This is a genomic window from Belliella marina (assembly GCF_042682445.1).
Taxonomy (GTDB): Bacteria; Bacteroidota; Bacteroidia; order Cytophagales; family Cyclobacteriaceae; genus Belliella; species Belliella marina.
This window is the reverse complement of the sequence record NZ_JBHUHR010000048.1, coordinates 18,636-19,636: the sequence shown is the minus strand read 5'-3', so window position 1 is coordinate 19,636 and position 1,001 is coordinate 18,636. Positions and strand designations below refer to the sequence as shown.

General features: G+C 48.3%; 1 protein-coding gene. It reads left to right on the top strand.

Annotation, left to right across the window (positions count from 1 at the left end):
* On the top strand, nucleotides 1-1,001 hold a 1,001-nt coding region (locus ACFSKL_RS23260; protein WP_465252699.1), incomplete at both ends, for a DUF7507 domain-containing protein.

Here is a 1,001-nt window from a genome sequence, read left to right as displayed (position 1 = left end):
TGACCGGCTTGAACGAAACTATCGCAATCCTTGCCCCAGCTGGAACAGAGACCTTCCCGACTACGCATACGATTACCCAATCTGATTTGGACAACGGATCTGTACTGAACGTGGCAACCGCCAATGGTGAAGATCCTAATGGCAACCCTGTTGACCCAGAAGACCCAACAGAAGGAGAGGAAGAAACCCCAGCAACCCAGGAGCCATCCTTCACGATCGCCAAATCACTGACATCAGTGAATGGCGATGCGGGATTGATTTCATACAATGCGGTTGGTGATGTATTGGAATATACGATCACAATAACGAACACGGGTAATGTGACCCTTGAGAATATAGATGTTGAAGATGCTTTGACAGGATTGAGCGAAACTATTGCAACACTTGCCCCATCTGGAATAGAGACATTTACTACCAGCCATACGGTAACCCAGTCCGATTTGGATAACGGATCTGTATTGAATGTGGCAACCGCCAATGGTGAAGATCCAAACGGCAACCCTGTTGACCCAGAAGATCCGACTGACGGAGAAGAGGAAACCCCCGCAACCCAGGAACCATCCTTCACGATCACCAAATCACTGACATCTGTGAATGGAGATGCAGGATTGACTTCATACAACGCTGTTGGCGATGTATTGGCATACACGATTACGGTAACGAATACGGGGAATGTGACTTTGAGCAATATCGAGGTTGAAGATGCCTTGACCGGATTGAGCGAAACAATTGCAACACTTGCTCCATCTGGAACAGAAGTATTCACTACCAGCCATACGATAACCCAGTCCGATCTTGACAACGGATCTGTATTGAACGTTGCGACCGCCAACGGCGAAGATCCAAACGGCAACCCTGTTGACCCAGAAGATCCGACTGACGGAGAAGAGGAAACCCCTGCAACCCAGGAGCCATCGTTTACCTTGACCAAAACCTTGACATCCATCAACGCAGATGCAGGATTGACTACTTCATACAATGCTGTAGGTGATGTGTTGGAA